Raw genomic sequence first — 23,826 nt, forward strand, 5'->3', positions numbered from 1 at the left:
GTCAGCTCCCGGTCGATCGGTAGTGGCGCAGCCCGGTGCGCCAGGCCGCGGCGGCCAGGGCGCACAGCAGCACGGCCACGACCGGGGAGGCGTACCGCAGGTGCGGCCACATGCCCAGGGGGTCGGGCCGGTCCAGCAGGTACAGCGCGGGCTGGTAGCTGATGAACGCCAGCGGCACGAGGAAGGTCGCCGCGCGCGCCACGCCGTGGCCGTAGATGGCCAGCGGGTACTCGCTCAGCGCGGACCCGCCGTAGGTCAGCGCGTTGGCGAGTTCGCGCGCCTCGGTGACGAAGAACTGCACGCACGCGCCCAGCACCCACAGCGCGCAGCAGATGGCGGTGCCCGAGACGACCAGCACGACCAGCATGGCCGCGCGCCCCGGCGTCCAGTCGATGTCGAGGGCGCCCAGAGCCGTGGCCAGCGCGACCGCGCTGGGGACGTTCTTGCCCAGGCGGCGGGGGGAGAACTCGTCGGTGGCCAGCTGCACCAGCGGGGAGACCGGGCGCACCAGCATGGTGTCGAAGCTCCCGGTGCGGATGTGCTCGCCGAGGCGCTCGACGGAGCCCATGAGCAGGTCGGCCAGCCAGAAGGCCGTCCCGGTGAGCCCGTAGACCAGCAGCGCCTCGTGCAGGGTGAACCCGGCGAGCGCGTCGACGTGCCCGAACACGAAGAGCAGGGCGAGCAGTTCCACGCCCGTGGCGCCCAGCTGGGCGAGCGTGAGCAGCACCAGGGACACCGGGTACTGCGCGAGCGCGCGGCACCACGCCCAGGCCAGCCGCGCGTAGGGGACCAGCGCGCGCTCAACCACCCTGGACCACCACCCGGCGGGTGGCCCGCGCGGTCAGCGCCGCGCCGAGCGCCAGCAGCAGCGCCGCCCACACCGCCTGGTAGGCCAGGCCGCCCGCCGCGCCGCCCGGCAGCACGGTCCTGCCCAGGAGGATCTCGGCCGGGACCTGGACCAGCGCCGCCCACGGCAGCGTCCGCAGCACCGCGGCCACGGGGTCGGGGAACAGCACCAGCGGCAGCACCATCCCCGAGCAGAACGGTCCGGCCAGCCACGCGACCGCGTTCACCCCGCGGGTGTCCATCAGCCAGAACCCGGCCAGCGCGTACAGGTACCGCAGGCCGAAGCCGACCAGCACGGCCAGGGCGACCGCCGCCGCCAGCGCGGCCCAGCGCAGCGGGTCGGCCGGCAGCGCCAGGTCGAACAGCGCGAGGCCCACCGCGAAGGTCGGGGCGGTGCGCGAGAGCAGGGCGAACGCGGCCCGGCCCAGGTCCTGGGCGAGCCACCAGCGCACGAACCCGACGGGGCGCAGCAGGTCCATGGCGACCTGGCCGTCGCGGATGCGCCCGCCCAGGTCCAGAGGGGGTCCGAAGATCGCGGTGATCCCGATGAGGGACTGGGCGAGGAACACCTGGGTGACGGCGTCCTCGGCGGTGTAGCCGTTGATCCGGGGGCGCGCGTCGAAGACCGCCAGCAGGACCATCGCGTTGACGGCGCCGAAGACGCCGTTGACGACGATGCTGGAGAGTGTCGCCACGCGGTAGGTGGAATAGCGGCGCAGCCCGCAGGCGAACACCGCGAGAAGAACCCGCACCGTGCCAGAACTCCTTGAAAGCCAAGGGACAGGGAAAAGGCACGTCCCTGTGGGAGCAGGTCCGGGGCGCCGCGGACAGAGACGCTAGCACACCCCGGGAGGCGGGGTGGGGGATTCGGGAAGGGGGTGGCGCCCTGGCGCATTCCGGCCAACCGCCGGACAGCGGCCCCGGGCGGGGGCAGACTTGGGCGGGACGGAGCGTGAGCGGGGAGGGACCATGGGAGGCGGCTCAGGGCGGCCGGCGCAGGCCGCGCGGCCGCTCTCGGCGCGGGGCGAGGCCACCCGCCGCAGGCTGCTCGGAGCCGCGCGCGAGGTGATCCTGTCGGGGACGGGCGGCCTGGAGGTCGCCGAGGTCTCCGCGCGCACCGGGTTCTCGGCCGGCCTGCTGTACCGCTACTTCGGGAACAAGGACGGCCTCGTCGCGGCGGTCGTGCACGAGTTCTACGACCGCTACGACGCGGCCGTCTTCACCGCCCGGATCGGCGCGGACGGGGGCTGGATGGCGACCGAGCGCGACCGGGTCCGGCGCGAGATCGACTTCCTGTGCGACGACCCGCTCGGCCGGGTCATCGTGGGGCGCAGGCTGCGCGAGCCCGCGGCCGCCCAGGTCGACGCCGAGCGGCTCGCGCGCCAGGTGGACATCGCCGCCCGGGGGATCTCCCGCGGGCAGCGCGCCGGCGAGCTCAGCGGGCGGGTGTCGGCCCCGCTGGCGGCCGCCGCCATCCTGGGGGCCTTCCGCGAGCTGATGGCCCGGGCGCTCCGGCCCGAGGGCGAGCCGCCCCGGGAGGAGCTGCTGCGCATGATGTGGTCGGTCGGCGCGGGCCTGCTGCTGCCGGGTCACTCCTCGGCGGAGGTGACCAGCTCGTCCAGGTAGCAGGCGGCCTCGCGCAGGGCGCGCTCGGCGTCGCCGTCGTGGATGGCGTCGGCCAGGCGCTGGTGGTCCAGGGTCGGGTCGTCGTCGCTCTTCTCGGGCGTCTCGTGCACGGTGTGCGCGATGCTCTCGTACACCACCTGCGAGATGTCGTCGTACAGCTCGATGAGCAGGGAGTTGTGGGTGGCCGCCACGACCGTCTTGTGGAAGGTGAAGTCGGCCTCGACGAACGCGTGCATGTCGCGCCCGCGCCAGGCGGCGAGGCGCTCGCCGATCGCGTTGTCGATGGCGGCGAGGTCGTCGTCGGTGTGCCGCAGCGCGGCGAGGCGCGCGGCCTCCAGCTCCAGGGCGCGTCTGACCTCGAGGTTCTCCCGCAGGCGTGAGCGCTTGAGGCGGCGGCGCAGCGCGCCGCCCAGCTCGCTCGAGGCCCGCACGAAGGTCCCGGCGCCCTGGCGGATCTCCAGCAGACCGGCGTGGGCGAGGGCGCGCACGGCCTCGCGCACGGTGTTGCGCCCGACCTCGAGCTGGTCGGACAGTTCGGACTCGGTGGGGATCCGGTCGCCGATCGACCACTCGCCCGAGTCGATCTGTGCCTTCAGCTGGGTGATGACCTGATCGACAAGGCCGGTGCGACGCGTCGAGGCGAGGGGCACGGGCTACCTCCTGGGGCGTGGTTGAGGGATCGTTCCGGACTCCCGGCCACCAGGGCGGCGCCCGCTGCGCCGACGGAGTTCGAACAGCCGACCGGGATGACCGCCGGAGAACGGCACGCGGCCCTGGGGGCCGTCGGCCGGTCCGGAGGCATTCATCGGGCACGCCCTGGGGGTTCCGTTAAACCGGGAGCTTAGACCAAGTCGCCCGTGGTTAGCGGTTCCCGGCGACGAATGCGTTACTCTCGAAAGTCCACATCGGGTCATCCTATGAATTGGAGTCGGCCGTGTCGACAGGTCGGGGAACGCCGCGCCGGGCACTGTGGCTGCTGGTCGCCGGGGTCGGCCTGGCCGCGCTCAACCTGCGCACCGCGGTCACCAGCGTGGGGCCGCTGCTGAGCGAGATCACCACGGACCTGGACATGTCCACGGCCGTCGCCGGGGTGCTCACCACGCTTCCGGTCCTGTGCTTCGCGGCGTTCGGCGCGCTCACCCCGGCGCTGATCCGCCGCCTCGGCGAGCAGCGCGTCCTGCTCGTGGCGCTGGTCGTCCTCACCGCGGGGCTGGGGATCCGCGTCCTGGTGTCCGACCAGTGGCTGTTCCTGGTGTTCAGCACGCTCGCGCTGTCCGGCGGCGCGATGGGCAACGTGCTGCTGCCCACCCTGATCAAGCAGCACTTCCCCGCGCACGTGGGGCCGATGACCGCCGTCTACACCACCGCGCTGGCGCTGGGCAGCACCGTCGCGGCCGCCGGGACCGTTCCGATCGCCGAGGCCGCGGGCGGCGACTGGCGCCTCGCCCTGGGCGTGTACGCGCTCCTGGGCCTGGCCGCGGTCGTGCCGTGGGCGGTGGCGCTGCGCCGCGCGCCGGGGGGCGGCCGGGGCGCGGCGCAGCTGAGCGTGCGCGCGGTCCTGCGCACCGGCCTGGGCTGGCAGAGCGTCGTCTTCTTCGGCACCCAGTCCGCCATCGCCTACATCATGTTCGGCTGGTTCGCCCAGCTGATGCGCGACAGCGGGATGGACGCCGCGGGGGCGGGTCTGGCGCTGTCCTACCTGGCGGCGCTGTCCGTCCCCACCTCGCTGCTGCTGCCCGCCCTGATGGCCCGGGCACGCGACCAGCGGCCCTTCATCGTCGCGTTCACCGCCTGCTACCTCGTCGGCTTCACCGGGCTGCTGCTGGCCCCGCTCCAGGGCGTGTGGGTGTGGGCCACCCTCATCGGGGTCGGCATGGCCACCTTCCCGCTGGCGCTGACCTTCTTCGGGCTGCGCACCCGCACCGCGCAGGCCACCGCGGCGCTGTCGGCGGCCACCCAGAGCGTCGGCTACCTGCTGGCGGGCGCCGGGCCGTTCCTGTTCGGGCTGCTGCACGATCTCAGCGGCGGCTGGCGGGTGCCCGTCCTGATGCTGTTCGCGCTCGCCCTGGCCAACGCGGGGGTGGGCATGCTGCTGAGCCGCCCCCGGGACCTGGAGGACTCCCTCGCCCTCCCTGAGACGGCCGCGGCGGGCCGGTAGCCCCGTCACCGGTGGCGACCCCGTCCACCGGCCCGTTCGCGGCACCCCTTCCGGCGCTCACGCCCCCGGCAGCCAGTCCAGCCGCCCGATGAGGTGGACCGAGCCCACGAACGCCACGATGTCGATCAGCGAGTGCGCCACCACCAGCGGCGTCACCCGGCCGTAGCGCCGGTAGAACCAGCAGAACACCAGCCCCATCACAAGGTTGCCGAAGAACATCCCCACCCCCTGGTAGAGGTGGTAGAGGGCGCGCAGCGCGGAGGAGGCCAGCGCCGCGCGGACCGGCGACCAGCCCAGCCGGTCCAGCCGCAGCATCAGGTAGCCGACGACGATGACCTCTTCGAGCACGCCGTTCTTGACCGCCTGCAGGACCAGGACGGCGGCCTGCCACCAGTGCCCGTTCAGCGCGCTCGGCGCGATCGGGCGGTTGATCCCCGCCTGCACCGAGACCAGGTAGACCCCCAGCCCGCCGATCCCGATGAGCGCGGCCAGCAGCGCCCCCCGCGACAGGTCGAACACGGGGCGGTCCAGGTCGAAGCCGATCGTGCGCGCGGACTCGCGGGAGCGGCGCAGCAGGTACAGCACCAGCGCCACCGGGGCCAGCGCGAACACCAGCCGGTACAGCTGCCAGGACAGGTCCAGCCAGGGGCGCTCGGCCGCGGCGGCCGACCCCACCAGGCTCGCGGTCTGCTCCGACAGGGCCTGGGGCGCGGTCAGCGCGCCGGTGAAGGAGATCGTCGCGGAGACGGCCGCGGCTCCGAGCGACAGCGCCAGCACGCACCAGATCTCGCCTCGGATCATCCCCGGGGTCAACGGGGCGGGCGACAGCGGGGGACGGGACGCGGACGGGGTCGTGCCGTCGGCGTCGTCCAGGGTCGATTCGGCCATACCGGGAATTGTGCCAGCGGCCCGCGCGCGGGGAGGCCGCCGGTCCCGGGGGTGACACGGGGCCACGGGACCGGCGGCGGGGCGGCGTCCGCCCCGCCCGCGCCCCAGCCACGAAAGCGGGGACGGGGCGGACGCCCGGGGGTGAAGACCACGGTGTCCGGTGAGCCGCCGGACACCGGTCTTCTCGGGATGGTCGGGGGGTGGGGCGCGGCGGGCGGCGGAAGGGGCGGCCGTCCGCCGCGCCCCGGTCGGATGTCCGTGACGCGGGGGTTCGAGGGCCGGTCCCGCCCTCGCTCGGGGGGATCACGGGCTTTCCGCCCTTCCAGGACCCGGAACGGGCAGAAAGCTCACGACCGTCGACGAACGCGCGAACCACCCCCGCGCCGGAGGCTCCTAGTGGGCGAACTGCTCCTCTTCGGTGGAGCCGGCCAGCGCCGTGGTGGACGCGTCGGGCGTGATCGCGGTGCTGATCTGGTCGAAGTAGCCGGTGCCGACCTCGCGCTGGTGGCGGGTGGCGGTGTACCCGTCGGCCTCGGCGCCGAACTCGGCCTCCTGCAGCTCGACGTAGGCGCTCATGCCGCTCTTGGCGTAGCCCTTGGCCAGGTTGAACATCGAGTAGTTGAGCGAGTGGAAGCCCGCCAGCGTGATGAACTGGAACTTGTAGCCCATGTGGCCGAGCTCGCGCTGGAACTTGGCGATCGTGGCGTCGTCCAGGTGGCGCTTCCAGTTGAAGGACGGCGAGCAGTTGTAGGCCAGCATCTGGTCGGGGTACCGGTCCTTGACCGCCTCGGCGAACTCGCGGGCCACCTCCAGGTCCGGCGTGGAGGTCTCCATCCACAGCAGGTCCGAGTAGGGGGCGTAGGCCAGGGCGCGCGCCACGCACGCCTCGACGCCGTTGCGGACCCGGTAGAAGCCCTCGCCGGTGCGCTCGCCGGTGACGAACGGCCGGTCGCGCTCGTCGACGTCGCTGGTGATGAGGGTGGCGGCCTGCGCGTCGGTGCGCGCGACGACCAGGGACGGGACGCCCGCGACGTCGGCGGCCAGGCGCGCGGCGTTCAGGGTCCTGATGTGCTGGCCGGTCGGGATGAGGACCTTGCCGCCCAGGTGGCCGCACTTCTTCTCGGAGGCCAGCTGGTCCTCCCAGTGCACGCCCGCCGCGCCCGCGGCGATCATGCCCTTCATCAGCTCGTAGGCGTTGAGGACGCCGCCGAACCCTGCCTCGGCGTCGGCGACGATCGGCGCGAGCCAGTGGGGGGCGTCCTGGTCGCCCTCGGACCAGGTGATCTGGTCCGCGCGCAGCAGCGCGTTGTTGATCCGGCGCACGACCTGGGGAACCGAGTCGGCCGGGTAGAGGCTCTGGTCGGGGTAGGTCTGGCCGGCCTGGTTGGCGTCGGCGGCGACCTGCCAGCCCGACAGGTAGATGGCCTTGAGGCCCGCGCGGACCTGCTGGACCGCCTGGTTGCCGGTCAGCGCGCCGAGGGAGTTGACGTAGTCCTCGGAGTGCAGGAGGCTCCACAGCCGCTCCGCGCCCAGACGGGCCAGCGTGTGCTCCTCGGTGACCGATCCGCGCAGCCGGACCACGTCTTCGGCGGAGTAGGTGCGCTCGATGCCGGCCCAGCGCGAGTCGGTCTCCCACTGCTGTTGGAGCGCGGCGCTGGCTTCCTGCTGACGACCGGTGATGCCCATGGTCTGTTCCCGCCTTCGAAATCTCGTCCCCTGGAAGGTGCGCCGGCTGGAGAGCCCCCGCGGCTCGGGCGGTTAGCCCGGACCGAGGTTCGTTCCCCGCCGGTAACAATGATTCTTCGCAAACTTCCAAGCTTTTTCGAGCAGAATCCGTGCGAAGAACCGCGATTCTTTCCGTATTATCAACGCATGGCGTACTTCGGAACTGAAGAAATATCGACTTTGCCCGGGGAGCTGGACCTCGTCACCTTCGGGCAGCGGCTCCGGCACCTGCGCCGATCCCGTGGTATGACCCTCTCCGACCTGGGGGAACGGGTCGGCCGGGCGCCGTCGCAGCTGTCGCTGCTGGAGAACGGCAAACGCGAGCCGAAGCTCTCGCTGCTCACCTCGCTGGCCAAGGCGCTGGAGGTCTCGGTCGAGGAGCTCCTGTCCCGGCAGCCGCCCAGCCGCCGCGCGCAACTGGAGATCGCGGTCGAGGAGGCCCAGCGCGACCCGGTGTACCAGACGCTGAACCTGCCGCACCTGAAGGTGGGCAAGCGGGTCCCCAACGACGTGCTGGAGCACATCGTCGGCCTCTACGACGAGCTCAGGCGGCGCAGCGTCAAGCCGACGGCCACCCCCGAGGAGGCCCGGCGCGCCAACGCCGACCTGCGTCGCCAGATGCGCGAGCGCGACAACTACTTCCCCGCCATCGAGAAGGCCGCCCAGGAGACCCTGGACGCGGTGGGCTACCGGGGGGGAGCGCTGTCGCAGGGACTGATCCTGGCGATGGTCAGCCACTACGGGTTCACCCTGCGCTACGTCCAGGACCTGCCCCGGTCGGTCCGCTCCCTCACCGACACCCGCAACCGGCGGCTCTACCTCAAGCGCGAGTCCCTGGGCATGCACACCCCCCGCACCATCCTGCTGCAGACGCTGGGGCACTTCGTGCTCGGCCACGCCCAGCCCCGCGACTTCGCCGACTTCCTCCGCCAGCGGGTGGAGGCCAACTACTTCGCCGCGGCGGTGCTGATCCCCGAGGCCGCCGCGGTGCCGTTCCTGACCGACGCCAAGCAGGCGCGCGACCTGTCGGTGGAGGACCTGCGCGACGTCTACGCCGTCTCCTACGAGATGGCCGCGCACCGCTTCACGAACCTGGCCACCCGGCACCTGGACCTGGTCTGCCACTTCATCCGCAACGACGAGACCGGCATCATCTACAAGGCGTACCAGAACGACGGCCTGGTCTTCCCGACCGACGACACCGGCGCGATCGAGGGGCAGCGGATGTGCCGCTACTGGTCGGGCCGGCAGGTCTTCGCCTCGCCGGACCGCTACTCCATCTACTACCAGTACACCGACAAGCCCAACGGCACCCACTGGTGCGTGGCGCACGTGGACCCCAGCCGCGAGCGCAACTTCGCGATCACCCTGGGCGTGCCCTACAAGGAGTCGCGCTGGTTCCGCGGGCGCGAGACCACGCACCGCACCAAGTCCCAGTGCCCGGGCGGCGAGTGCTGCGTGCGACCGCCCTCGGATCTGGCCTCGCGCTGGGAGGGCAACGTCTGGCCCTCGGCCCGCGCGCACTCCCACGTCCTGGCCGCCCTGCCCGCCGGCCCGTTCCCCGGCGTGGACGAGACCGACGTGTACACCTTCCTGGAGAGGCATGAGATGCGGTGAGCCGCGAGGACGCCCCGCCCGGCCGCCGGGCGGGGGTCAGCGGCAGGGGTCGCGCAGGGGCTCGCGGCGGCGCTCGAAGTCGGCGCGGATCTCCGTCATCAGCGGCCCCGGCGCGTAGAAGCGGCCCTTGGTCTCGCCGTAGGGGGACAGGACGCCGCCACGGGCCAGCACCAGGGTGTGCGGCGCGCGGGAGGAACGTCCGTTGCCGTCGCGCCAGGGGTGGATCTTCACCAGGTTCAGGTGGGCCGTGGCCGCGCGGGCGCAGGCGTGCGCGTCCGGGTCCCCCTCGTTGATCCAGGCCGCGAACTCGTCCGGCAGGGCGGGAACCCTGTCGGGGTCGGGGCCCTCGTAGACGGTCTCGCCGGTGGCGTCGTTCCGGATGTGGACGGCGCACGAGCGGGGCACGCCGCCGCCCTTGTTGACGTGGTGCCCGATCATCATGAAGTCGAGGGCGTGGACCAGGCCCAGGTCGTAGCGGAAGCGCTCGGCCCGGCCCAGTGTCCGGATACAGCTCAGCGCCATCCGGTGCCCGGCCGGTTCGCGGGTGACGGCCGTGCCGGCCTCGAGAGGCTCCTCGCCGAGGACAACCGGCTCCGCGTCCTCCAGGGCGGCCCGGTACCCCCTCGACCGAGTTGGACCCGTCGCGTAGAGCACACCGGCCGTTACGGCATGACGAGATGATTCAATCATCCGTTTTCGCTGAGGTGAAACGGTGCCGGTCCGTTGTCCCGGACTGCTGTTACCGTTGGTAGCACCTGATGTCCCCCCTCCGAAGGGCACACCGACATGACCGAAGCCGCCGCGCCCGCGCCCTTCAGCCTGGACCTCGGCGAGGACCTGGTCGAGATCCGCGACTGGGTGCACGGGTTCGCCCGCGACGTCGTCCGCCCCGCCGCGGCCGAGTGGGACGAGCGCGAGGAGACGCCCTGGCCGATCCTGGAGGAGGCCGCCAGGATCGGGCTCTACTCCCTGGACTTCTTCGCCAACCAGTCGTTCGAGCCCAGCGGGGTGGCGATCCCCGTCGTCTACGAGGAGCTGTTCTGGGGCGACCCCGGGATCGGGCTGGCGCTGACCGGGACCACTCTGGCGGCCGTGGCGGTCAGCGCCAACGGCACCCAGGAGCAGCTGTTCGAGTGGGTCCCGCAGATGTTCGGCACCCCCGACGACGTGCGCCTGGGCGCGTTCTGCTCCTCCGAGCCCGACGCCGGCAGCGACGTGGGGGCGATCCGCACCCGCGCGGTGTACGACGGGGCCACCGACGAGTGGGTGCTCAACGGGACCAAGACCTGGGCCACCAACGGAGGCATCGCCGACGTGCACGTGGTCGTGGCCTCGGTCGACCCGGAGCTGGGCTCGCGCGGCCAGGCGAGCTTCGTCGTCCCGCCCCGGACCAGGGGCCTGTCCCAGGGGCAGAAGTTCAGCAAGCACGGCATCCGCGCCTCGCACACCGCCGAGGTGGTCCTGGACGACGTGCGGGTGCCCGGCCGCTGCCTGCTCGGCGGGCGGGAGAAGCTCGACGAGCGGCTGGCCCGCGCCCGGGAGGGCCGGAGCTCGGGCGGGCAGGCGGCCATGAAGACGTTCGAGGCGTCGCGCCCCGCGGTCGGCGCGATGGCGGTGGGCTGCGCCCGCGCGTCCTTCGAGTACGCCCGCGACTACGCCCGCGAGCGCGAGCAGTTCGGCAGGCCGATCGGCGACAACCAGGCGGTCGCGTTCACCCTCGCCGACATGGCCACCCGCATCGACGCGGCCCGCCTGCTGGTGTGGCGGGCCGCGTGGATGGCCCGCCAGGGCAGGGACTTCGCCCAGGCCGAGGGGTCCATGAGCAAGCTGTTCGCCAGCGAGACCGCCACCTGGGTCACCCAGAACGCCATCAGGGTGCTCGGCGGGAACGGCTACACCCGCGACTACCCCGTCGAGCGCTGGCACCGCGACGCCACCATCTTCACCATCTTCGAGGGTGCCAGCGAGATCCAGCGCCTCATCATCGGCCGCAGCGTCACCGGCCTGCCGGTCCGCTGAGGGCCTCCCGGGACTCCCGCCGCCGGGGCGCGAGTCCTACCCTGGGCCCATGCCCGAGGAACTGACCCAGGACGCCCTGGCCCCGCTCACCGTCGCCGCCCGGTTCAACGGCCCGCCCGGATCCGCCAACGGCGGCTACGTCTCCGGGCGGCTCGCCGCGTACGTCGGCGCGCCCGCGGTCCGCGTCCGGCTGCGCACGCCCCCGCCGCTGGAGACCCCCATGGCGGTGCGCCGGGAGCCCGACGGCGGCGTCCGCCTGGAGCTGGGGGACACGCAGGTCGCCGAGGCCGGGCCCGCCCCGGGGCCGGGGGAGCGCGTCGAACCGGTCGCGCCGGGTCTCGCCGAACGCGCCCAGGCGGGTTTCCGCGGCCGCGCCGGGCACCCCTTCCCGGCCTGCTTCGTGTGCGGGCCCGACCGGGTCGCCGGCGACGGGCTGCGGCTGTTCGCCGGACCGGTGGCGACCGACCCGACGGGCGCCACGGTGGCGTGCTCGTGGACCCCGGCCCCGGGGGACACGGGACCCGAGACGGTGTGGGCGGCGCTGGACTGCCCCGGCGGCTGGTCCAGCGACATCACCGGCCGCCCGATGCTGCTGGGGCAGATGACCGCGGCCGTGCGCGCGCTGCCCGAGGCCGACCACCGGTACGTCGTGGTGGGCCGCCTGCTGGGCGCGCAGGGTCGCAAGGTCTTCACGGCCAGTACTCTCTACGACGCGGACGGAACCGAGCTCGCCCGGGCCGAAGCCGTCTGGATCACGATCGCGACAGGGTGAATCTTCGCCGTTTCTCTGGGAAGAACATGGGAATCCGGTAACGGTAAGATCTCAGAGAGCCTGTCGTCGACGATTGGACTGGGTCCCCCCATGGCTGTGAACTCCCCCGCCCGTTACGAGCAGCGGAGTGAAACCCCCAGGTCGGCCACTGGCACACCGGTGGCGACCGTCTGGCTCGACATCGCCCGGGTCGCCGCCATGGTGGCCGTGGTCCTCCTGCACGCCGTAGCCCCCGTGGTCACCTGGGACTACACCGAACTGGGCTCGGTGACCTGGTGGACCGGCAACGTCGTGGACTCGCTGGTGCGCTGGTGCGTGCCGGTCTTCATCATGATCAGCGGAGCGCTGCTGCTGGCCCCCCGGCGCGAGGGGCTGCGCTCCTTCTACCAGCGGCGCTTCTCCCGCATCGGCCTCCCCCTGCTCGCGTGGAGCGCCTTCTACCTCGCCGTCGACCTGTTCCACGAGCGGTCCATCGACTGGCCCGAAGCGCTCAGCCGGGTCCTCTCCGGCAGTCCCGCCACGCACCTGTACTTCCTGTTCGTGCTCGCCGGGCTCTACGCCCTCACGCCGTTCCTGCGCGTCATCACCCAGCACGCCACCACCAGGACCCTGTGGTGGTTCGCCGCCCTCATGTCCGCGCTCGGCATGGCCGACCAGCTGATCAGCGACTTCGACGGCGCGGGCTCCCCCAACGCGGTGACCCGGTTCCTGCCGTTCGTCGGCTACTACGTCCTGGGCTACCTGCTGCGCGAGACCACCCTCTCCCGGCGCGGCACCTGGGCCGTGGCGGGGCTCTTCGCCGCGAGTACCGCCGCCACCGTCGCCCTGGTCGGCGCCGTCGCGATCAGCCACCAGGAGTGGAACACCCAGGCCGCCTACACCTACGACTACCTCTCGCCGACCGTCATGGCCATGTCCGTCGCGGTGTTCCTGCTGTTCCAGCAGCTCGGCTCGCGCTGGCCGCGCTTCACCGCCGGGGACCGGGACACCGGCCCGGCCCGCCGCCGCCTCAAGGCGGTGTCGGACCTGAGCTTCGGCGTCTTCCTCGTGCACCTGATCGTCCTGCGCGAACTGCGCTCGCTCACGGGAATCCCCGACCACCCGGTCGCCATGGTCGCCACCGTGCTCGGCCAGACGCTCGCGGTCCTGGTGGTCAGCTTCGCCGTCACCGCGCTCCTGCGCCGGATACCCGGGCTGCGCGCTACCGTTTGACGGTGTGAGCCCTGATCCCGCACCGCCCTCCCCGTCGGCGGCGGGCGGACGGGCCGTCCGCGGGCGCGACCCCCGGCGCCGCCGCGCCATCCTGGACGCGGCCGACGAGGTCATCCAGCGCGACGGCCCCGACGCCCCCATGACCGCGATCGCCGCCCGGGCGGGGATCAGCAAGCCGATCCTGTACCGCCACTTCGGCGACAAGAGCGGGCTCTACCGGGCGCTGGCCGAGCGGCACGTCGACCCGCTCATGGAGCGCGTGCGCGCCGAGCTGCACGGCCGCGCCGGCCTGCGGGCGCGCGCCCGCGCCACGGTGGGCGCCTACCTCGGGATGATCAGCGGGAACCTCAACCTCTACCGCTTCCTGATGCACCGCGCCACCGCCGAGGACCCGCGCACCCGGGGCGACGTCGGCATGATGGTGCGCCGCCTCTGCGAGGAGCTCGCCGAGATGCTCGTCGTCGAAGGCCACGTCACCGACCCCGTGCGCGCCCAGGTCGTGGCGCACGCCGTCGTCGGCATGGTCCGGGCCGCGGGGGAGTGGTGGCTGGACCACCCCGAGGTCGAGGCCGAGGACGTCGTCGGGGACCTGACCGGAGCGGTCGTGGGCGCGATCTCCGGGAAGGCCGGCCCGTCCGGGGGGAACGGTTCGTCCGGCAGGACTTGACCTGGAGCGCACTCCAGGTCCCATCCTTTGGGGCATGGCCGACTACTACACACCCGGCGAGGTGTCCGAGCGGTTCGGGATGAGCCTGGACACCCTGCGGTACTACGAGCGCGAGGGGCTGCTCACCGAAGTGGAGCGCGGCCCCTCGGGGCACCGCCGCTACCGCGGGGGCGACGTCGAACTCCTGGACCTCGTGCGCTGCCTGCGCGACACCGACATGCCCATCGCGCGGCTGCGCGAGTTCGCCGAACTCGTCCGCGACGGCGACCACACCGTCCCGACCCGCGTCGACGTCCTCGAGGAGCACGACGCCCGGCTTACCGAGCGCATCGGCGAGCTGCGCCGGCGCCAGGACGCCATCCGGCACAAGATCGAGTACTACAAGGGGGTCCTCGCCGAGCGCGGGGCCGAACTGGAGGAGACACGCTGATGCGGTACACCACCATCGGAGACGGGGACCGGAGCCTGCGGGTCAGCGCGATCTGCCTGGGCGCGATGAAACTCGGCAGCCAGGTCGGGGAGGCGGAGTCCTTCGCCGTCCTGGACCGCTTCGTGGAGCTGGGCGCCAACTTCGTCGACACCGCCAACAACTACCAGTTCTGGGTCGAGGGCTTCGACGGAGGCGAGAGCGAGGCCGTGATCGGCCGCTGGCGGGCCGCCCGGGGCATCACCGACGAGGTCGTCGTCGCCACCAAGTTCGGCGCCCAGCCGCGCACCTCCGGCGCGGGGCTGGAGGACGCCGAGGGCCTGTCCGCGGACGCGGTGCGCGCCGCCGTCGAGGGCAGCCGCAAGCGGCTCGGCGTGGACCGCCTCGACCTGGTCTACCCGCACATCGAGGACCGGTCGGTGCCGCTGGAGGAGACCCTGGGCGTCCTGGACGGGCTCGTCCGCGAGGGCGAGGTCGGCCTCCTCGGAGCGAGCAACCACCGGCCCTGGCGCCTGGAGCGGGCCCGCGCCCTCAGCGACGCCCGCGGCTGGCCCCGCTACGAGGTGGCCCAGCACCGGTACAGCTACCTGCAGCCCCGGTTCGACATCCCGCTCCCCGAGGCGGGCCACACGCACGCCTCCTCCGAGCACCTGGACTACGTCGCCCAGGAGAACCGCGACGGGCGTCCGCTGGCGCTGGTGGTCTACACGTCCCTGCTGTACGGCGCCTACACGCGCGCGGACCGCGAGGCCGAGCTCTCCCGGCCCTACGACCACCCGGGGACCCCGGCCCGGATGGCGGCCCTGCGCGAGGTCGCCGCGGCCACCGGGGCCACCGCCAACCAGGTGGTGCTGTCCTGGCTGATGGGCGGGGAGACGCCGATCATCCCGCTGGTCGGGGTCAGCGCCGTCGCCCAGGTCGACGAGGCGCTGGCCGCGGTCGACCTGGACCTGACCGCCGAGCAGCGCGAGCTCCTCGACGCCGCGGGCTGAGGCCGCCGGAACCGGTCCGTCGCCGGCGATGTCCGTTCCTCCCGGTGATCGTGACCTTTCCGGGGTCTCAACCGTCTCTGAGACCCCGGAAAGGTCACGATCACCGGAGAGAGCGCCGAACACCCCCGCGACGGAGTTTCCCTAGGCCCGCAGCCGTTCCAGCATTCGGGGGAGCGGGCCCTCGTGGACCACGGTCAGCCGCCGCGTCGCCCTCGTGACCGCGACGTACAGGTCGTGGCCGCCCTGGGGGGACTGGGCGATGACGCCCGAGGGGGCGACCACCACGACCGCGTCGAACTCCAGCCCCTTGGCCTGGGTGGTGGTCAGCACCGCCACGGGCGACTCCAGGGTCCCGGGCCCCGCGCCCACCGCAGCGTCGGGGAGGGCGCGGCGGATCTCGGCCAGGCGGACGGTCGGGGCGATCACGGCGAGGCGGCCCTCGCCGGCCGCCGCGAGTTCGCCCGCCACCAGCGCGGGCAGCTCCGCCTCCAGGCGGCCCTCGCCCACCCGCACCGCGCGCGGCGGCGCCTCGCCGTCGCGGACCGACTCCGGCGGTTCCTGTTCCGGGGCGACCTCCGCCAGGACGTCCGCGGCCACCTCCATGATCTCCGCCGGGGTCCGGTAGTTGACCAGCAGCCGCTCCTCGCGCCAGCGGCCCTTGACGTACGGGTCCAGCATCTGCCCCCACGAGCGAGCGCCCGCCGGGTCGCCGGTCTGGGCGACGTCGCCGACCACCGTCATGGACCGGGTGGGCACCCGGCGCATCACCATGCGCCAGGCCATCGCCGACAGCTCCTGGGCCTCGTCCACGATCACGTGCCCGTACGCCCACGCGCGGTCCTCGCCCGCGCGCTCGGCGGTGGTCAGCAGGGGCCCCGCGTCGCGGTTGCGCTCGGCGAGGGTGCGGGCGTCGACGAAGCCCTGCCCGGACAGCCCGGTGATCTCCAGAACGCCCTGGGCGTACCGCTCCTCCGCGCGCCGCTCCCGCTCGGCCGCGCGCTCCATCGCCCGCGCCGCGGAGTCGTCCTCGCCCAGCAGTTCGGCGGCCTCGTCCAGCAGCGGCACGTCCGCGACCGTCCACTCGGCGGCCGGGTCGCGCAGCAGCGCCCGCTGCTCGGCCTCGGACAGTCCCGCCTTGCCCGAAGCGGCCGAGCGCAGCGCGTCGGGGGAGGCGAACAGCTCGCGCAGCAGCCGCTGCGGGGTCAGGAACGGCCACACCTCGTCGATCGCCGCGCGGACCGCGTCCTCCTCCCACAGCGCGGACCGGGCGTAGGCGAGGTCCTCGTCGTCCAGCGGCCGCGAGAGCTGGCGGGCCTGGTCCCGGGCCAGGGCGTTCAGCAGGTCCCTGGCCACGGCGCGGCGCGCCAGGTTGTGCGGCCGGCGGCCGGACCGCCCCCGGTCGCGGGCCTTGAGGCAGGCCGCGCCGCCGACCCGCAGCACCATGCCGTCGGTCTCCACCCGGACGCCCCGGCGCGGCGCGCGCTGGCGGCCGCGCACGGCGGCGCGGATCAGTTCGGCCATGCGGGTGTCGCCCTTGACGCGCGCGGTCTGGTGCGACGGCTCGGCCGCTGTGGCCGACACGCCGGGGAACAGCCCGCCCAGGGTGGACAGCACCACGTCGGTCTCGCCGAGCGAGGGCAGCACCTGTCCGATGTACCGCAGGAAGGTGGGGTTGGGGCCGACCACCAGCACGCCGCGGCGCTCCAGGGCGCGGCGGTGCGTGTAGAGCAGGTAGGCCGCGCGGTGCAGCGCGGCCACCGTCTTGCCGGTGCCGGGGCCGCCCTGGACCACCAGCACCCCGGCCAGGCCCGAGCGGATGACGCGGTCCTGCTCGGTCTGGATGGTGGCCACCACGTCGCTCATCCGCCCGGTCCGGCCCCGCCGCAGCGTCGCCAGCAGCGCGGCCTCGCCGACCAGGGTGCGCCGGTCGGACTCGGTGAGCCCGTCCAGGTCGAACACCTCGTCGTCGATGTCGAGGACCCGGCGGTCGCGGGTGTGCAGGTGCCTGCGGCGGACCAGGGGGCCGGGGGTGTTGGGGGTGGCCGCGTAGAACGGCCCGGCCGCGGGGGCGCGCCAGTCGACCAGCAGCGGCTCGTAGTCGGCGTCCCGCAGCCCGATCCGCCCGATGTAGAGGGTCTCGCCCGCGGCCCCGTCGATTCCCCGATGGTCGATGCGGCCGAAGCACAGCCCCCGCTCCACGCCGGAGAGCCGGGCCAGGCGCCGCGCCTGCTCGTCCGCTGTCACCTCGCGTTCGATGCGGGCCTGGCGGGTCCCCGTCCCGCCTCTGCCGTGCGCCTCGCGCAGCGCCTGCTCGGCCTCGGCGCGCACCACGTCCAGCCGCGCGTACAGCGTGGAGACGTAGCCCTGCTCGGCGGCCAGAGCGGCGGACCGGGCACTCCCGGGCTGCTCAGTTTGACGGAGCTCCATGGTCTTTGATAGACTCCTATTATCAGGCTTTTTATGGCCTGTTTCTTTTTCTCGGATGTCGTAGCCTAACAGTGCTCCCAGAGGTCCATGAACCCGCGAGGCACGCGCTACACTCCTTCTCATGCGACCTGCCCTGACCCGGAATCAGTGGTGGCGCCGCCCCTAGGCGGCGCTTCTGGTTCGCATTCCCCAACTGACCAGCGACCGCCCGCACCGGCGGTCGTTCGCGTTTGTCCGCGGGTTCGGGGTTCGCGCCGCTCAGCCACCCGAAGGACGGCCCGTGGACGAGACCTCATACTCCTATCCGACCGGCGGCGGTGTCACCGTGCACCGCACCGCGGCCCCCTGCCACCCCGACGTGCTCACCGAACTCGTCAAGAGCGTGGAGCACCGGCGCGGCGGCGTCCTCTCCTCGGGTATGGAGTACCCGGGCCGGTACAGCCGCTGGCACCTGGGGTACGTCGACCCGTGCCTGGAGGTCGCCGCGCGGGGCCGCCGGATCAGCGCCACCGCGCTCAACGACCGGGGGCGGGTGCTGTTCGACCTGGTGGCCGGGGTTCTGGCCGGGCACGGCGAGCGCGTGGCCGAGCGCGACGGCTTCGTCGAGGTGGCCGTTCCCGAGCCCGCCGAGGACGAGTTCTTCACCGAGGAGCAGCGCAGCCGCCGCCCCAGCGTGTTCTCGGCACTGCGCTCGCTGGTCGCGCTGTTCTTCCACGAGGGGGACCCGCACCTGGGCCTGTACGGCGCCTTCGGCTACGACCTGGCCTTCCAGTTCGAGCCGATCGAGCAGGTGCTGGACCGCGACCCCGAGGACCGCGACCTCGTCCTCCAGCTGCCCGACGAGATCATCGTGCGCGACCGCAAGCGCGAGACCTGCGTGCGCTACTCCTACGACTTCACCGTCCCCGCCGCCCTGACCGGCGGAGACGAGGCCGCCACCCGCGGCCTGCCCCGCACCACCGCGCCCACCCCGGCCGTGGTCGACGCCGAGGTCCCCGCGCCGCCCGAGCCCGGCTCCTACGCCGAGGTGGTGGCCGAGGCCAAGAAGAGGTTCGTCCGAGGCGACCTGTTCGAGGTCGTGCCCAGCCACCGGATCTACGGGAGGTGCGCTTCCCCGGCGCGCTTCTACGAGCGGCTGCGCGAGCGCAACCCCGCCCCCTACGAGTTCTTCTTCAACCTCGGCGAGGGCGAGTACCTGGTCGGCGCGTCCCCCGAGATGTTCGTGCGCGTCTCGGGCCGCCCCGGCCGGGGGCAGCGGGTGGAGACCTGCCCGATCGCCGGGACCATCAAGCGCGGGACCGACGCCGTGGGCGACGCCGACAACATCAAGGAGCTGCTGTCCTCCCCCAAGGAGGAGTCCGAACTCACCATGTGCACCGACGTCGACCGCAACGACAAGTCGCGGGTGTGCGAGCCCGGCAGCGTCAGGGTCATCGGCCGCCGCCAGATCGAGATGTACAGCCGCCTCATCCACACCGTGGACCACATCGAGGGCACGCTGCGCGCCGAGTTCGACGCGCTCGACGCCTTCCTCACCCACATGTGGGCGGTCACCATCACCGGCGCCCCCAAGACCTGGGCGATGCGCTTCATCGAGCAGCACGAGAGCGCCCCCCGGCGCTGGTACGGCGGCGCCGTGGGCGTCGTCTCCTTCGACGGCTCGATGAACACCGGTCTGACCCTGCGCACCGCGCACATCCGCGACGGCGTGGCCGCGGTGCGCGCGGGCGCGACCCTGCTGTACGACTCCGACCCCGACGCGGAGGAGCGCGAGACCTTCCTCAAGGCCCGCGCGCTGCTGGAGACCCTCGCCGAGGACACGGGGGAGGAGGGGGAGGCCGCGGGAGCGGAGGACGCCGCCGCGCCCGAGCCCGTCGGCGCGGGGATGCGGGTGCTGCTCGTGGACCACGAGGACTCCTTCGTCAACACCCTGGCCGACTACGTGCGCAGGCACGGCGCCGAGGTCACCACGGTGCGCCACGGCTTCGACCCGGCCCTGCTGGACCGGATGGCGCCGGACCTGGTGGTGCTCTCGCCCGGCCCCGGCCTGCCCGGGGACTTCGCGATGAGCGCGCTGCTGGACGAGCTGGACGCCCGCTCCCTGCCGGTCTTCGGCGTGTGCCTGGGCCTGCAGGCGATGGTCGAGCACGCGGGCGGCGAACTGCTCACCCTGGCCGAGCCCGTGCACGGCAAGCCCGGCCGGGTCCGTGTCGAGGGCGGCGAGCTGCTGGCCGGGGCGGGCCGGGACGGCGTCTTCACCGCGGCCCGCTACCACTCCACCTACACCACCCCGGACCGGGTGAAGGGCTTCGCGGTCACCGCCGTGGTGGAGGACGGGGGCGAACCGGTCGTGATGGCGATCGAGGACCCCTCCGCCAGGCGCTGGGCGGTGCAGTTCCACCCCGAGTCGATCCTGACGGCCCCGGTGGGAGAGGGGATCGTGGCCACCGTGCTGCGCCTGGCGCGCGGCTGACCCGCGCCGGAGGCGGACGGGCGCCTGTCAATGGCCGGCGCCCGTTCTTTCGGCCCTTTTGACCTGCTGTTTCCCAGGACATCGAACGTGGTCCGTTTTCCCCCCGGACTCCAGGGCAGTCGCAAGGCCATGAGTATACTGAGCGTTCTTCTTCTGATCCTTGGAATCGTGCTGATCGTGGCCGGTGTCATGGCCTTGCTCCGCAAGCAGATGCTGTGGGGGATCGTCCTCATCGTCGTGGGTGTCATCCTGGCCCCCAGCAGCTTCGTGGGATTCTGACCCCCCGGCCCGCTCCCCGGCCCCGCCTCCGAGAGGCTCCCGCCGGGTGCTAGGTTCGACGACGGCCCTGGCGCGCCCCCGTGCGCGCCGGGGCCGCAAGCATCGGACCGAGCAGGGAGAACAGAACCGGTGAAGAGCGTCGAGCCCGAGGTCCACCTGGTCGCGCGGCCGCAGCTGGACTACGACGAGATCGCCCGCTACCTCGCCGACGTCGGCGGGACCAGCTGGTTGGAGCGCCTGGACCGCGGCGACCTCGACAACACCCTCAACGACCCGCAGAACCTGGCCGAGTTCGCGGGGCGGCTGTGCTACCGCTCGTGGGAGCCCGGGCTGAACCCCAACGTCTCCCGGGTCCGCACCGACCAGGACGCCTACCTGTCGAACATCCTGGCGAGCCTGCACGGTTCGGTGCTCGAGCACGTCAGCTTCAGCTTCGTGCTGCACAACGTCTCCCGGGTCCTCACCCACGAGCTGATCCGGCACCGGCCCGGTGTGGCGGTCTCGCAGGAGTCGCTGCGGTTCGTGCGGCTGACCGACCTGCCGTTCTGGTTCCCCGAGTGGGCCCAGGAGGACCCCGAGCTGATGGGGCGCGCCACCGAGCTGCTGGAGCAGATGGAGCAGTTCCAGTACTGGATGGCCGACCACTTCGGCCTCGACGAGGAAGGCGTGCCCTTCGCGGTCAAGAAGCACCGCACCTCCTTCATGCGCCGCTTCGCGCCCGAGGGCGTGGCCACCGGCCTGGTGTGGACGGCGAACGTGCGCACCCTGCGGCACACCCTGGAGGCGCGCACCGCCCCGGGCGCCGAGGAGGAGATCCGCCTGCTGTTCAACAGGATCGGCGAGGTGATGGTCAAGGAGGCGCCCGCGCTGTTCGGCGACTACGAGGTCGTCGACGGCGCCTGGGAGCCCAAGTGGCGCAAGGTCTGACCGCGGGACGAGGCGCGGGCCCCGGGTCACCCGGGGCCCGCGCCTCGTCCGTTCGAAGAGCTCAGCAGCACCGGCTGCCCGGCTCGGTGTCGCCCCGGTCGACGTGCCGGCGCCAGAACTCGCGCTCGCCCATCGGGGGGACCCCCGGATGGGTGCGGGCGTGGTGCTCCAGGTAGATCTCGTACGCGTGCTCGCCCGCCACGCCGCGCGCGATGTGCCACGCCTGGGCCAGCGCCGCGGCCACGGTGGCGCGGGCCCGCCGGACCCGCCCGGTCCGCGTGTCCGTCATGAGGCCGCCGCCCCCTCTCCGGAACGGGCCGCCGCGATCTCGCGCTCCTCCTTCGTGGGGATCAGCCCCGAGGGCGCCCACAGCGTCGAGCGCTGGTAGGGCTCCTCGCTGGTGGGCAGCGAGCCGCCCGCCCGCAGGGCCTTGACCCACACGCGGCAGGCGTCCGCCAGGACCACGATGATGAGCAGGGCGAACAGTATGCTCAGGACGCCGTCGACCGTGGTGTTGACCACCACCTTCTCCATCTGCTCCACCGTCTGCGCGGTGCCCAGGGAGGTCTCGCCCGCGGCGAGGGCCTCGGCGTACCGGGCGCGCTGGGCGAAGAAGCCGATCGCGGGGTCGGTGGAGAACACCTTCTGGTAGCTGGCGGTCAGGGTGACGACGGCGTCCCAGACCAGCGGGATGAGCGTGATCCAGGCGTACCGGGCCCGCCCCGACTTGATCAGCAGCGTCGTGCACACGGCCAGGGCGATGGCGGCCAGCAGCTGGTTGGCGATCCCGAACAGCGGGAAGAGCTGGTTGATGCCGCCGAGAGGGTCGTTCACCCCGGCCCACAGGAAGTACCCCCACCCGGCCACGACCAGCGCGCTGGTGAGGTAGAGCCCGGGCTTCCAGGTGATGTCGCGCATCGGCTTGTAGACGTTGCCCAGGGTGTCCTGGAGCATGAAGCGGCCGACCCGGGTGCCCGCGTCCACCGTGGTGAGGATGAACAGGGCCTCGAACATGACGGCGAAGTGGTACCAGAAGGCCATCATGGCCTGCCCGCCGAACAGGGAGGAGAAGATCTGCGCGGCGCCGAGAGCGAAGGTCGGCGCGCCGCCGGTGCGCGCCAGGACGCTGCTCTCCTCGATGGAGTCGGCGGTCGACTGCAGGGTCTCGGGGGACACGGTGAAGCCCAGCTGGTTGACCGCCGCGGCCGCGCTGGTCACGGAGTCGCCCAGCGCGCCGGCCGGCATGTTCATCGCGAAGTAGACGCCCGGGTCGATGACGCAGGCGGTGATCAGCGCCATCACGGCGACGAACGACTCGGTCAGCATGCTGCCGTAGCCGATCATCCGGACCTGGGACTCCTTCTCGATCAGCTTGGGCGTGGTGCCCGAGGAGATCAGCGCGTGGAAGCCCGACAGCGCGCCGCAGGCGATCGTGATGAAGACGAACGGGAAGAGCGCGCCCGCGAACACCGGCCCCTCGCCGTTGAAGGCGAAGTCGGTGAAGGCGGGCAGCCGCAGGACCGGCATCGACACGATGATGGATACCGCCAGGAGCGCCACCACCCCGACCTTCATGAAGGTCGACAGGTAGTCGCGGGGGGCCAGCAGCAGCCAGACCGGGAGCACCGACGCCACGAAGCCGTAGACGACCAGGCCGATGGTCAGCTCGTTGTGGGTGAAGAGGAAGACCTCGGACCAGAACGGGTCGGCGGCCACCCACCCGCCGGCCACGATGGCGGCGAGCAGCAGGACCACGCCGATCAGGGAGGTCTCGATGACCCGTCCCGGCCGCAGGTAGCGCAGGTAGCAACCCATGAACAGCGCGATCGGGATCGTCATGATCAGGGAGAACGATCCCCAGGGGGAGTCGGCCAGCGCGTTGACCACCACCATGGCCAGGACCGCCAGCAGGATGATCATGATGGCCAGGACGGCGACCAGCGCGGCCACGCCGCCGACGGGGCCGATCTCCTCGCGCGCCATCTGGCCCAGGCTCCTGCCGTTGCGGCGCATGGAGAAGAACAGCACCACCATGTCCTGCACGGCCCCGGCGAAGATCACGCCGATGATGATCCACAGGGTCCCGGGGAGGTAGCCCATCTGGGCGGCCAGCACCGGGCCCACGAGCGGTCCGGCCCCGGCGATGGCCGCGAAGTGGTGGCCGTAGAGCACGCGGCGGTCGGTGGGGTGGAAGTCGGTGCCGTTGTTGATCCGTTCGGCCGGCGTGGCCCGGGTGTCGTCCACGCGCAGGACGCGGTAGCTGATGAAGCGCGCGTAGAAGCGGTACCCGATCGCGTACGAGGCGAGCGCGGCGAAGATCAGCCACGCCGCCGAGATCTCCTCGCCCCTGGACAGGGCCACGACGCCCCACGCGGCGGCCCCGACCACGGCCACGGCCGCCCAGACGGCGATGCGTGCGGGAGTCCAGCGCGGTGGCGGCGCCGCTTCCCGTTCGACCGTGCGGTTGGTACTCGACACGTTGGTCCCCCTCTGTCTTCTGGGAGCGTCTGTGATCAACCGGGTGATTGAAACATATTCTCACTCGGCGTGTCACCGATCACTACTGGAAGTGATTGCATTCGGGGGGGTTGGAGACAGAGAGTAGACCGTTTCGGAGCCGCGTACGGTCCGCGCCGCCGGAGGGCCCCGGCCCCTGGCCGGCGGGTCCGCTCCGGGACGCGAACCGGCGGAAACCCCCGCGCGGGCGCGGACGGGATCGTAGGATCGCGGCAAACCGATAAACCGGTGCCAACAGTGCTATTGGTTCAATC

21 protein-coding genes are annotated in these 23,826 nt (G+C 72.6%); 12 read left to right on the top strand and 9 right to left on the bottom strand.

Annotated elements, in window-relative coordinates:
* Position 1 precedes the first annotated feature (1 nt).
* Together EV190_RS08260 and EV190_RS08265 are read right to left on the bottom strand one after the other, a co-directional pair.
* On the bottom strand, positions 2-808 hold the full coding sequence (locus tag EV190_RS08260; protein ID WP_133740879.1) for an ABC transporter permease: 807 nt from the start codon (positions 806-808) through the stop codon (positions 2-4).
* Complete coding sequence (locus tag EV190_RS08265; protein WP_133740880.1) at positions 801-1,598, bottom strand: ABC transporter permease; 798 nt, start codon at positions 1,596-1,598, stop codon at positions 801-803. The genes EV190_RS08260 and EV190_RS08265 overlap by 8 nt, the downstream gene beginning before the upstream one ends.
* Positions 1,599-1,815: 217 nt before the next feature.
* On the opposite strand from EV190_RS08265, the gene EV190_RS08270 reads away from it, so the two are divergent.
* Complete coding sequence (locus EV190_RS08270; protein ID WP_133740881.1) at positions 1,816-2,472, top strand: TetR/AcrR family transcriptional regulator; 657 nt, start codon at positions 1,816-1,818, stop codon at positions 2,470-2,472.
* Here the strand turns inward: EV190_RS08270 and EV190_RS08275 are convergent.
* Entirely contained in the window at positions 2,436-3,122 is a 687-nt protein-coding gene (locus EV190_RS08275; protein WP_133740882.1) for a FadR/GntR family transcriptional regulator, read from the bottom strand. The genes EV190_RS08270 and EV190_RS08275 overlap by 37 nt on opposite strands.
* Before the next feature lie 284 nt (positions 3,123-3,406).
* On the opposite strand from EV190_RS08275, the gene EV190_RS08280 reads away from it, so the two are divergent.
* Positions 3,407-4,630 carry a CynX/NimT family MFS transporter gene (locus EV190_RS08280; RefSeq protein WP_243742435.1) on the top strand — a complete coding sequence of 408 codons (1,224 nt, stop codon included), beginning with the start codon at positions 3,407-3,409 and terminating at the stop codon, positions 4,628-4,630.
* Between the two features lie 57 nt (positions 4,631-4,687).
* Here EV190_RS08280 and EV190_RS08285 read toward each other — a convergent pair whose 3' ends face one another.
* Together EV190_RS08285 and aceA are read right to left on the bottom strand one after the other, a co-directional pair.
* Positions 4,688-5,518: a CPBP family intramembrane glutamic endopeptidase gene (locus EV190_RS08285; protein ID WP_133740883.1), complete on the bottom strand. Its 831-nt coding sequence runs from the start codon at positions 5,516-5,518 to the stop codon at positions 4,688-4,690.
* Between the two features lie 393 nt (positions 5,519-5,911).
* A complete protein-coding gene (aceA, locus tag EV190_RS08290) occupies positions 5,912-7,204 on the bottom strand; it encodes an isocitrate lyase (protein ID WP_133740884.1) in 1,293 nt (430 codons plus the stop codon).
* A 219-nt stretch (positions 7,205-7,423) separates the two neighbouring features.
* Between aceA and EV190_RS08295 the strand changes: the two genes are divergently transcribed.
* Positions 7,424-8,860 (top strand): helix-turn-helix transcriptional regulator, encoded by a 1,437-nt coding sequence (locus tag EV190_RS08295; protein WP_133741000.1) that lies wholly within the window; start codon positions 7,424-7,426, stop codon positions 8,858-8,860.
* A gap of 36 nt (positions 8,861-8,896) precedes the next feature.
* On the opposite strand, the gene EV190_RS08300 is transcribed toward EV190_RS08295, so the two are convergent.
* The gene (locus EV190_RS08300; protein ID WP_166655414.1) at positions 8,897-9,514 is read right to left on the bottom strand and encodes a Fic family protein; all 618 of its coding nucleotides are present in this window, start codon (positions 9,512-9,514) and stop codon (positions 8,897-8,899) included.
* Between the two features lie 132 nt (positions 9,515-9,646).
* Between EV190_RS08300 and EV190_RS08305 the strand changes: the two genes are divergently transcribed.
* The 6 genes from EV190_RS08305 to EV190_RS08330 all read left to right on the top strand — a co-directional run bounded on the left by EV190_RS08305 (position 9,647) and on the right by EV190_RS08330 (position 14,949).
* Positions 9,647-10,879 (top strand): acyl-CoA dehydrogenase family protein, encoded by a 1,233-nt coding sequence (locus EV190_RS08305; protein WP_133740886.1) that lies wholly within the window; start codon positions 9,647-9,649, stop codon positions 10,877-10,879.
* A 49-nt stretch (positions 10,880-10,928) separates the two neighbouring features.
* Positions 10,929-11,651 (top strand): hypothetical protein, encoded by a 723-nt coding sequence (locus EV190_RS08310; RefSeq protein WP_133740887.1) that lies wholly within the window; start codon positions 10,929-10,931, stop codon positions 11,649-11,651.
* Between the two features lie 159 nt (positions 11,652-11,810).
* Positions 11,811-12,863, top strand: coding sequence for an acyltransferase (locus EV190_RS08315; protein ID WP_243742436.1), 1,053 nt, complete (start codon positions 11,811-11,813; stop codon positions 12,861-12,863).
* A gap of 4 nt (positions 12,864-12,867) precedes the next feature.
* Positions 12,868-13,530 (top strand): TetR/AcrR family transcriptional regulator, encoded by a 663-nt coding sequence (locus tag EV190_RS08320; protein ID WP_133740888.1) that lies wholly within the window; start codon positions 12,868-12,870, stop codon positions 13,528-13,530.
* A gap of 34 nt (positions 13,531-13,564) precedes the next feature.
* Positions 13,565-13,960 carry a MerR family transcriptional regulator gene (locus EV190_RS08325; protein ID WP_133740889.1) on the top strand — a complete coding sequence of 132 codons (396 nt, stop codon included), beginning with the start codon at positions 13,565-13,567 and terminating at the stop codon, positions 13,958-13,960.
* On the top strand, positions 13,960-14,949 hold the full coding sequence (locus EV190_RS08330; protein WP_133740890.1) for an aldo/keto reductase: 990 nt from the start codon (positions 13,960-13,962) through the stop codon (positions 14,947-14,949). Before EV190_RS08325 ends, EV190_RS08330 begins: the two co-directional genes overlap by 1 nt.
* Before the next feature lie 141 nt (positions 14,950-15,090).
* Here the strand turns inward: EV190_RS08330 and EV190_RS08335 are convergent, their stop codons facing one another.
* Positions 15,091-17,376: a HelD family protein gene (locus EV190_RS08335; protein ID WP_133740891.1), complete on the bottom strand. Its 2,286-nt coding sequence runs from the start codon at positions 17,374-17,376 to the stop codon at positions 15,091-15,093.
* A gap of 280 nt (positions 17,377-17,656) precedes the next feature.
* Between EV190_RS08335 and EV190_RS08340 the strand changes: the two genes are divergently transcribed.
* The 3 genes from EV190_RS08340 (at position 17,657) to thyX (ending at position 21,055) form a co-directional block, all read left to right on the top strand.
* Positions 17,657-19,849, top strand: coding sequence for an anthranilate synthase component I (locus EV190_RS08340; RefSeq protein ID WP_133740892.1), 2,193 nt, complete (start codon positions 17,657-17,659; stop codon positions 19,847-19,849).
* Between the two features lie 138 nt (positions 19,850-19,987).
* Complete coding sequence (locus EV190_RS23345) at positions 19,988-20,128, top strand: GPGG-motif small membrane protein (RefSeq protein WP_243742455.1); 141 nt, start codon at positions 19,988-19,990, stop codon at positions 20,126-20,128.
* A gap of 129 nt (positions 20,129-20,257) precedes the next feature.
* Positions 20,258-21,055, top strand: a complete 798-nt coding sequence (gene thyX / locus EV190_RS08345; RefSeq protein WP_133740893.1) for an FAD-dependent thymidylate synthase — start codon at positions 20,258-20,260, stop codon at positions 21,053-21,055.
* A 61-nt stretch (positions 21,056-21,116) separates the two neighbouring features.
* Here the strand turns inward: thyX and EV190_RS08350 are convergent, their stop codons facing one another.
* Both EV190_RS08350 and EV190_RS08355 read right to left on the bottom strand, forming a co-directional pair.
* Entirely contained in the window at positions 21,117-21,344 is a 228-nt protein-coding gene (locus EV190_RS08350) for a YbdD/YjiX family protein (RefSeq protein WP_133740894.1), read from the bottom strand.
* Entirely contained in the window at positions 21,341-23,533 is a 2,193-nt protein-coding gene (locus tag EV190_RS08355; RefSeq protein WP_208113110.1) for a carbon starvation CstA family protein, read from the bottom strand. The genes EV190_RS08350 and EV190_RS08355 overlap by 4 nt, the downstream gene beginning before the upstream one ends.
* Positions 23,534-23,826: the final 293 nt, after the last annotated feature.

It is taken from the genome of Actinorugispora endophytica, from assembly GCF_004363075.1.
Lineage (GTDB): Bacteria > Actinomycetota > Actinomycetes > Streptosporangiales > Streptosporangiaceae > Actinorugispora > Actinorugispora endophytica.

What these genes read in the sequence shown, in the direction of transcription:
- EV190_RS08270 (WP_133740881.1), top strand. Translation starts at nt 1,816, where the DNA reads ATGGGAGGCGGCTCAGGGCGGCCGGCGCAGGCCGCGCGGCCGCTCTCG.
- EV190_RS08285 (WP_133740883.1), bottom strand. Translation starts at nt 5,518, where the DNA reads ATGGCCGAATCGACCCTGGACGACGCCGACGGCACGACCCCGTCCGCG.
- aceA (WP_133740884.1), bottom strand. Translation starts at nt 7,204, where the DNA reads ATGGGCATCACCGGTCGTCAGCAGGAAGCCAGCGCCGCGCTCCAACAG.
- EV190_RS08305 (WP_133740886.1), top strand. Translation starts at nt 9,647, where the DNA reads ATGACCGAAGCCGCCGCGCCCGCGCCCTTCAGCCTGGACCTCGGCGAG.
- EV190_RS08310 (WP_133740887.1), top strand. Translation starts at nt 10,929, where the DNA reads ATGCCCGAGGAACTGACCCAGGACGCCCTGGCCCCGCTCACCGTCGCC.
- EV190_RS08325 (WP_133740889.1), top strand. Translation starts at nt 13,565, where the DNA reads ATGGCCGACTACTACACACCCGGCGAGGTGTCCGAGCGGTTCGGGATG.
- EV190_RS08330 (WP_133740890.1), top strand. Translation starts at nt 13,960, where the DNA reads ATGCGGTACACCACCATCGGAGACGGGGACCGGAGCCTGCGGGTCAGC.
- EV190_RS08335 (WP_133740891.1), bottom strand. Translation starts at nt 17,376, where the DNA reads ATGGAGCTCCGTCAAACTGAGCAGCCCGGGAGTGCCCGGTCCGCCGCT.
- EV190_RS08350 (WP_133740894.1), bottom strand. Translation starts at nt 21,344, where the DNA reads ATGACGGACACGCGGACCGGGCGGGTCCGGCGGGCCCGCGCCACCGTG.